At 71.3% G+C, this 7,848-nt stretch carries 11 protein-coding genes; 8 read left to right on the top strand and 3 right to left on the bottom strand.

Annotated features, from left to right (window positions below):
* Both VLI41_RS09755 and VLI41_RS09760 read left to right on the top strand, forming a co-directional pair.
* On the top strand, positions 1-495 hold a 495-nt coding region (locus VLI41_RS09755), incomplete at its 5' end, for an N-acetyltransferase (RefSeq protein WP_325267883.1).
* A gap of 76 nt (positions 496-571) precedes the next feature.
* On the top strand, positions 572-697 hold the full coding sequence (locus tag VLI41_RS09760; RefSeq protein ID WP_325267884.1) for a hypothetical protein: 126 nt from the start codon (positions 572-574) through the stop codon (positions 695-697).
* 16 nt (positions 698-713) lie between these two features.
* Here the strand turns inward: VLI41_RS09760 and VLI41_RS09765 are convergent, their stop codons facing one another.
* A complete protein-coding gene (locus VLI41_RS09765) occupies positions 714-2,639 on the bottom strand; it encodes an SGNH/GDSL hydrolase family protein (protein WP_325267885.1) in 1,926 nt (641 codons plus the stop codon).
* Positions 2,640-2,768: 129 nt separating this feature from the next.
* On the opposite strand from VLI41_RS09765, the gene VLI41_RS09770 reads away from it, so the two are divergent.
* Genes VLI41_RS09770 through VLI41_RS09795 form a run of 6 tightly spaced genes read left to right on the top strand, consistent with a single transcriptional unit; the run spans position 2,769 to position 6,451 of the window.
* Complete coding sequence (locus tag VLI41_RS09770; protein ID WP_325267886.1) at positions 2,769-3,338, top strand: DUF1285 domain-containing protein; 570 nt, start codon at positions 2,769-2,771, stop codon at positions 3,336-3,338.
* Positions 3,335-3,985, top strand: coding sequence for a CoA pyrophosphatase (locus VLI41_RS09775; protein WP_325267887.1), 651 nt, complete (start codon positions 3,335-3,337; stop codon positions 3,983-3,985). The genes VLI41_RS09770 and VLI41_RS09775 overlap by 4 nt, the downstream gene beginning before the upstream one ends.
* A complete protein-coding gene (locus VLI41_RS09780; RefSeq protein ID WP_325267888.1) occupies positions 3,978-4,271 on the top strand; it encodes a DUF6111 family protein in 294 nt (97 codons plus the stop codon). Before VLI41_RS09775 ends, VLI41_RS09780 begins: the two co-directional genes overlap by 8 nt.
* Positions 4,268-5,518 (top strand): CCA tRNA nucleotidyltransferase, encoded by a 1,251-nt coding sequence (locus VLI41_RS09785; protein ID WP_325267889.1) that lies wholly within the window; start codon positions 4,268-4,270, stop codon positions 5,516-5,518. The genes VLI41_RS09780 and VLI41_RS09785 overlap by 4 nt, the downstream gene beginning before the upstream one ends.
* Before the next feature lie 35 nt (positions 5,519-5,553).
* Complete coding sequence (locus VLI41_RS09790) at positions 5,554-6,261, top strand: glutamine amidotransferase-related protein (RefSeq protein ID WP_325267890.1); 708 nt, start codon at positions 5,554-5,556, stop codon at positions 6,259-6,261.
* A gap of 55 nt (positions 6,262-6,316) precedes the next feature.
* The gene (locus tag VLI41_RS09795) at positions 6,317-6,451 is read left to right on the top strand and encodes a hypothetical protein (RefSeq protein WP_325267891.1); all 135 of its coding nucleotides are present in this window, start codon (positions 6,317-6,319) and stop codon (positions 6,449-6,451) included.
* Between the two features lie 40 nt (positions 6,452-6,491).
* Here VLI41_RS09795 and VLI41_RS09800 read toward each other — a convergent pair whose 3' ends face one another.
* The gene (locus tag VLI41_RS09800; protein WP_325267892.1) at positions 6,492-6,713 is read right to left on the bottom strand and encodes a hypothetical protein; all 222 of its coding nucleotides are present in this window, start codon (positions 6,711-6,713) and stop codon (positions 6,492-6,494) included.
* Positions 6,714-6,788: 75 nt separating this feature from the next.
* Positions 6,789-7,733, bottom strand: coding sequence for a 4-hydroxy-3-methylbut-2-enyl diphosphate reductase (gene ispH, locus VLI41_RS09805; protein WP_325267893.1), 945 nt, complete (start codon positions 7,731-7,733; stop codon positions 6,789-6,791).
* Positions 7,734-7,848 lie beyond the last annotated feature (115 nt).

The following is a 7,848-nucleotide window of genomic DNA, read 5'->3' on the forward strand; positions in this document are numbered from 1 at the left end:
GCCAACGAGCGGGCGGCCGACGCCCGGCTCGCCGACGCCGTCATCGACCGGGCCTTCGGGCCGGGCCGCTTCGTGAAGGTCTCCGAGCGCGTGCGCGAGTTCGCCCAGTTCGCCCCGGAGCTGTCGTTCTGCGCCTGGCGCGGCGGGCGGCTGGTGGGCGTCGTGCGCCAGTGGCGGGTGCGCGCGGGCGAGACGCCGATCGTCTTCCTGGGCCCGATCGCGGTCGACGAGGCCGAGCGGATGTCAGGCGTGGGCGGTCTGCTGATCGAGCAGGCTTGCGCGGCGGCGAAGGCGGCCGGCGAGGCGGCGGTCGTGCTGGTCGGCGACGAGCCCTATTTCGGCCGCTTCGGCTTCTCGGCGGCCTGCGCCCGGGCGGTGGAGCTGCCCGGCCCGGTGGACCGCGACCGCGTGCTGGGCGTCGCCTTCAGGCCGGAGGGCGAGCGGTTGAAGGGGCTGGTGCGGCCGCTCGAGGGCGCTCGCCTACGGCCAAGATGAACGGCGGCTGACCGGGCGATTCGCGCGGAGTTCAGCTGCGCCGTCGCAGGGTTCGGGCGAAGCCAGGGAGATCGCCATGAAACCCGCCTCAGCCGCCCCCTCCTATGTCGCGCGCCTGTACTTCATCGCCAGCATGAGCTTCGCCTGCGCCTCGGCGGTGCTGCTGGCGCTCGCCAACCTGCAGCCGGCCGGCGCGTTCTGACGGGCCCTCCCGCGGCTCAGAGGGTGAAGATCCAGCCCTGCGGCAGGCTCGAGAGCTGCACGTTCCTGAGGATCAGCTCGTCGCCGCCGCCCATGTCGACGACGGTGTCGGCGCCCATCTGGCTCGCCGTGTAGCCGGTTCCGGGATCGAGCTGCACGCGGTCGCCTTGCATGGCGTTGAAGTCGAGCACCACGTCGAGCCCGGCGCCGGAGAAGCTGTGGAAGACATCGGCCCCGGCCCCGCCGCTCATGGTGTCCGAGCCGCGGTCGCCCGAGATCCAGTCGTTGCCGATCCCGCCGGTGATGGAATCGTCGCCCTGGCCGCCGCGCATCAGCTCGCCCCCGGAGCCCGCGTGCAGGGTGTCGTTCCCGAGGTTGCCGTAGAGGATGTTCTGGCCCGCGTGGGCGGTGATCAGGTCGTTCCCCTGCCCGCCGACCAGCCAGTCGCCGCCGCCCGAGCCGCCGTCGATGACGTCGTCGCCCTTGTTGCCGTTGATGTCGTCGAACCCGGAGCCGCCCTGGATGGAGTCGTTTCCGTCGCCGCCCCGCAGATAGTTGGAGCCGGAGAGCGCGGCCACCGTGTCGTCGCCCGCGCCGGCGGTGACGGTCTCGTTGGAGCCCTCCAGATCCCCGCTGGTCAGCAGGTTCGCCCCGTTCGCCTCGCCGGCCTGCAGCCGGAAGCCGCCGCTCGTCACGCCCACGCCCGAGACCTGGATGGTGAACTCGCCGCTGGCCGTCGCGGTGAAATGCAGGTGCGGATCCAGCCCCAGGCCGCTGTCGTCGTCCTGCGCCACGACCGCACCCGAAGCGTCGAGCACGCGCAGCAGCGGATCGGCGAGCGAGCCCGCGCCGTTGCTCAGGCCCAGGACGTCGATCACGTAGCTCCGTCCACCGACCAGCGAGGCGGTGAAGGAATCCGTACCGCCCAGCGCCACCGTGGTCATCGCCTGCGGCCCGATCGCCGGGGCGAGGTTGTCCACGACCGGGTCGCCGCGCAGGGCGTCGAGGATCTCGCCGGCGATCTGCGCGTGCGCCTGGGCCGAGGGGTGCACCTCGTCGAAGAACAGGAAGCCGCTGCCCACCGGGTCGAGATGGCCCGCCTGCACGTCCATCCGCGCCTGGGTCACGTTGGTGAAGCCGTGCGCCGCCGGGTTGGCGATGACGTCGTGGGTGTAGCCCTGGAAGTCGTAGTCCAGCACCGTCGCGCCGGCGGGCACGGCCAGGTTCGCGAGGTCGGCCTGCAGCCGGGCGTCGGCGGTCTGGACATACTGCGAGGCCAGCGCCCGGCGCGCCGCCTCGTCGAGCGAGCCCGCGTACTCCGGGGTCAGGCCGACGTCGGGGATGTCGGCCACGAGGACGTGCCGCGCGCCGCGGGCGAGCAGGTGCGAGACCTCCTGGGTGATCTCGCCGGCGATGGCGCTCAGCTGGGCGTCCGCCGCCGCCCCGGTCACCATCGTCCCGCCGGTCGGCACGAGCGCGCGGATGTCGTTCGCGCCGATGACGATCAGGTAGAGCGCGTTGGGATCGGCGGTGAAGTTGTCGTAGATGCCGACCTGGTCGTGCAGGTCGGGCGGCAGGCTGTCGGGCTGGATGGCCATCGCCCCGCCGTAGGCGAAGCTCAGGTTGACGCCGTTCGGCTTGCTGAGGAACGGCAGCGTGAGGCCCAGCAGCGGATCCTGGATCCCGAAGGCGAAGGTCGGCTGCGTCGGCTCGTGCAGCAGCTTGTTGGCGACCAGGTCGGCGCCGTTGTAGCCGTCGGTGAAGCGGCCCTCGAAGTAGCCCTTGTCGGCGGTCGGCGCGCCATCCGGCACGCCCACGAACGGCAGGCCGCCGATGAGGTCGGCGGCGCGCAGGTCGTTGCCAGGATCGACCAGGCTGTCGCCGAACACATAGACGCCGGTGTAGGCCGGCAAGGCGGCGCTGGAAGCGAACGCGGACGGCAAGCTGGCACCCCGGCACTCGAACTGACCCGCCAAGAAGGCCTTATCGGGGGCCCGGCGGGAAGCGCCGTCTCTGGTGGAGCTTGTTGAACATTTCTTGAGGGGCCGCCCGACCCTCCCTACGTTCGTCACATGGTCGAGACGGCGGGCAAGTCGAAGCTGGAGGGTGTGGCGGCGGCGGTGAAGCAGGCGCCCGGGCGCGGGCTGCCGCCGGTGCACCTGTGGAATCCGGCGCATTCCGGCGAGATCGACATCCTCATCAAGCGCGACGGCAGCTGGTGGCACGAAGGCGCCCGGATCGGCCGCGAGCGGCTGGTCCGGCTGTTCTCCACCGTGCTGCGCAAGGATGCGGACGGCATCTGGCTGGTGACGCCGGTCGAGAAGATGAAGATCGCCGTCGAGGACGCGCCCTTCGTGGCGGTGCGCGTGGACCGCATGATGGACGAGGACGGCCGGCCGGTGCTCAAGTTCCTGACCAACGTCGGCGACGAGGTGGAGGCGGGGCCGGAAAACCCCATCCGCGTGGCGAACCAGGCCGGCGGCGAGCCCAGGCCCTATGTGCACGTGCGGCGCGGGCTGGAGGCGTTGATCGGCCGGCCGGTGTTCTACGAGCTCGTGGAGATGGCGCAGGACCGCGGCGGGCGGCTGGGCGTGGCGTCCCACGGCGCCTGGTTCGACCTCGGCGCGACGGAGGGCTCGTGAACGCGCACACGCCCTCGGAGGAGCTGCGCGCCTGGATCGCCCGCCACCTCGATCCGCTGGAGGACGCCGAGGCGGCCGACGGGCTCGCCCCGCGGTCGGACTTCGACCTCAATCCCGAGCAATGGCCGACATCGGACGCGCCGCTGACCCGGGCCGCCGTCCTGATGGGGCTGGTCGAACGGGCGGAGGGCGTCTCGGTGCTGCTGACGCGCCGGGCCGACACGCTCAGGAACCACACCGGCCAGGTCGCGCTGCCGGGCGGCCGGCGCGATCCCGGCGAGACCGCCTCGCAGACCGCGCTGCGCGAGGCGCAGGAGGAGATTGGCCTGGAGCCCGGCCTCGTCACCCTGGTCGGCCAGTCGACGCCCTATCGGACCGGCACCGGCTACCTGATCACGCCGGTGGTCGGGTTTGTCCGGCCCACGCTGTCGCTGAGGCCCAATCCGGACGAGGTGGCGGAGATCTTCGAAACCCCGTTCGGCTTCCTGATGGACCCGGCGAACTACGAGCAGCACGAGCGCACCCTGCCGAGCGGCGAAGTGCGCCGGTTCTACGCCATGACCCACGAGAACCAGTACATCTGGGGTGCGACGGCCGGCATGCTGCGCGCCCTCTACGACCGGCTCTATGGAGCCGCCCTTGCTTAGGGTGCTGATCGAGCGCGGCGGGCTGTTCGCGATTCCGTTCGCGATCTGGATCGTCTGGGCGGTCTGGGCGCGGCGCGCGGGCCGTCCCATGGGCGCGACGCCCTGGCCCTGGCTGTTCGCGGCGGGCGCGCTTCTGTTCGGCCTCTCCTTGATGGCCGGCGCCATCTTCCGTAGGGACAACCGCGGCGAGACCTACGTGCCCGCCCAGACCCTGGCCTCCGGCCAGGTGATCCCCGGGCGGTTCGAGAAGCGGGCGCCGCCGGCGAGGATGGCCGAACGACCATGACCGAGACCCTGGGCCAGCGCCCGTGGATGACCGCGCCCCCGACCGCGGCGGTGATGGATGCGCTGGAGGCGGCGGGGGGGACGGACTGCGCGCGGTTCGTCGGGGGCTGCGTCCGCAACAGCCTGGTCGGCCGCCCCGTCGACGACATCGACATCGCCACGGTGCTGACGCCGGAGGCGGTCACCCGGGCCGTGGAGGCGGCGGGCCTGCGCGCGGTCCCGACCGGCGTCGACCACGGCACGATCACCGCCATCGCGGGGGGCCAGCCGTTCGAGATCACCACGCTGCGCCGGGACGTCTCGACCGACGGCCGCCGCGCGGTGGTGGCCTTCACCTCCGATTGGGACGAGGACGCGCGCCGGCGCGACTTCACGCTGAACGCCCTCTACGCGCGCCGCGACGGGAGCCTCGTGGATCCGACCGGCGATGGGGCGGCCGACGCCCGGGCGGGCCGCATCGTCTTCGTGGGCGATCCCGAGCAGCGCCTGCGCGAGGACTACCTGCGGATCCTGCGGTTCTTCCGGTTCCTCGCCTGGTACGGCAAGGGCGCGCCGGACGCCGCGGCGCTCGCGGCCTGCGCCAGGCTCAAGGACCGGGTGACGACGCTCGCGGCCGAGCGGATCTCCAAGGAGCTGCTGAAGCTCCTGGCCGCCGACGATCCGCGCCAGGCGACGGGGCTGATGCTCGAGGCCGGCGTCCTGGAGATGATGCTGCCCGAGCCCATCAACCTCGAGCGCTTCAAGGGCCTGGTGGAGATCGAGACCGACCTGCTGTTCGAAGCCGACCCGCTCCTGCGGCTCGCGGCGCTGCTGCCCGACGACCAGCTGACCGCGATGCGGCTCGCGGAATCGCTCAGGCTCTCCAACGCCGAGCGCGACCGGCTGGTGGCTGCGCTGGCCCCGCTCCCGAAGCTGAAGAGCTGGATGAGCCCGCGCGAGATCCGCCAGGCCGTCTACCGCGAGGGCAAGGCGGCGTTCCGCGATCGGGCCAAGCTCGCCTGGGCGGCCGCCGACCGCACCGCCGTGACGCCGCAGTGGCGCGGAATGATCGCGCTGGCCGAGGGCTGGACCGTCCCGGAATTCCCGCTCAGCGGCGAGGAGGTGCTGGCCGCCGGCGTGCCGAAGGGCCCGATGGTCGGCCAGGTGATGCGCGAGGTCGAGGCCTGGTGGATCGACCACGACTTCATCGACGACAAGCTCTCGGCGATCGAGAAGCTGAAGGCGGTCGCCCAGGGGATGGCCTATTGACCTCCTCGCCCAAGGGAGAGGATCGCGGAGAGCGGATGAAGCTCGGAGTCCTCAGGACCGGCCGGCCGCCGAAGCCGGCGATCGAGCGGTTCGGGACCTATCCGGACATGTTCAGGCAGCTGCTCGGGCCCGACGCCTACGATTGGCGGACCTATGCGGTGGACGAAGGCGAGCTGCCGGCGCGGCCGGAGGAGTGCGACGCCTACCTGATCACCGGCTCCTCCGCCGGGGTCTACGATCCGCTGCCCTGGATCGGCGAGACCATGGATTTCCTGAACCTCGCCAAGGGCAAGGCCGCCCTGGTCGGGGTCTGCTTCGGCCATCAGCTGATGGCCCAGGCGTTCGGCGGGACGGTGGTCAAGTCGCCGAAGGGCTGGGGGGTCGGCGAACAGGTCTATGAGATCCTCGCGCGCGAGCCCTGGATGGACGAGCCGCCGCTGCGCATCCGGCTGCCGGCCTCGCACCAGGACCAGGTGGTCGAAATCCCGCCGGGGGCCGAGGTGTTCGCCGCCTCGGAGTTCACGCCCTATGCGGGCCTGGCCTGGCGCGACCAGCCGGCGATCTCGATCCAGCCGCACCCGGAGTTCGATCCGGCCTACGCCGTCTCGCTGATCGAGCACCGCCGCGGCGACCGCTATTCGGACGAGCAGGCCAACGCCGCCGTCGCCTCCTATTCGGGCGCCGACGACCGGCTGCGGGTGGCCGGCTGGATCAAGCGTTTCCTGGCGCACGCAACCTCTTGACCAACCGTCCGGTTGGGGCTCGAAGAGCGCGGGGCGAATCTTCCCGGAGGACGGCATGAACCGCTGGAGGCTGCTGATCGTCGCCATGAGCGCCGCGGCTGCGCTGGCGGTGGGGCTCGGCGCCCAGGCCATGCCGCACGTCGACGACATCGACGTCGCGGCCGTGCTGCCGTTCGCCATCGGGGGCTAGGGCGGATTCCGCGGCCCCGGCGCGCAAAGCGGGACTGCGCCTACGACGCCTCCGGCTCCGGCGGATCGTCCGGGAACGGGATGACGGCCTTGCCGCCCGTCTGAGCGCGCCGCTTCGCGTCGAAGGCGGCGGCCTGGTCCGCCAGGTCGGCCCAGGCCCTGGCGATCGAAAGATAGCCGGCGCGTTCCACCGCCGTCACCGCGCTGGTCGCCAGGCGGAGCATTTCGTCGGCCTTGGCCCGGAAGCGTTCGGCGTCTGACATGCCGAGAACCCTTGTCGCCCATCCGACATAGCGTCCAATCACATTTCAGGCTCGCCACGATATTTCAGAAGGCCCCTAGGCGACCGCCTTCGGCAGCTTGAAGCTCACCGTTTCGCGGGCCGCGTCGGGTTCCTCCACCGTGACCTCGAAGACCTCGGCCAGGCGCTCGATCACGCCCTGCACCAGCACCTCCGGCGCCGAGGCGCCTGCGGTCACGCCCACCGCCTTCGCGCCCGCCAGCCAGGCGAGGTCGAGGCCGGCCGCGTCGTCGATGAGGTAGGCCGTCGCGCCCGCCCGCCGGCCGACCTCGGCCAGCCGCACGGAGTTGGAGGAGTTGGCGCTGCCGAGCACCAGCAGCACCTCGCTCCTGGCCGCCACCTGCTTCACCGCCTCCTGGCGGTTGGTGGTCGCGTAGCAGATATCTTCCCTGTGCGGCCCGACAACCGCCGGGAAGCGTCGGCGCAATACCGCGACGATCGCGCTGGTGTCGTCGACGCTGAGGGTCGTCTGCGTCACGAAGGCAAGCTTGCCCGGATCCTGCGGTACAAACGCCTCGGCATCCGCCACGGTCTCGACGAGGCTGATGGCGCCCGGCGGCAGCTGCCCCATCGTCCCCACCACCTCCGGGTGGCCGCGATGGCCGATCAGCACGATCTCGTGGCCTTCGGAGAAATGCCGCTGCGCCTCGACATGCACCTTGCTGACCAGCGGGCAGGTGGCATCGAGGAAGAACATGTTGCGCCCGGCAGCGTCGGCCGGCACGCTCTTGGGCACGCCATGCGCGGAAAACACCACGGGGGCTTCCGAGGGCGGAATTTCGTCCAATTCCTCGACGAAGACCGCACCCTTCTGGCGCAGCCCCTCGACGACGTACTTATTGTGGACGATCGCATGACGCACATAAACCGGCGCGCCGTACTTCTCGAGCGCCAGCTCGACGATCTGGATCGCCCGATCGACGCCGGCGCAGAAGCCGCGCGGCGCGCAGAGCGTGATTTCGAGCTTGGGCTTATCGGCCATAGCGTTGCAGATGCTTTCCCACTGCGGCCAAGTCAAGGCCCGTTGCGGCGCGCCGCAGCCGCAGGCAGTATAGGCGCCCTGCGTGACCAAGGGAATTTCCGGTGAGCCTCGCCCT

Origin of the sequence: Phenylobacterium sp., from assembly GCF_035475775.1 — a bacterium.
Lineage (GTDB): Bacteria > Pseudomonadota > Alphaproteobacteria > Caulobacterales > Caulobacteraceae > Phenylobacterium.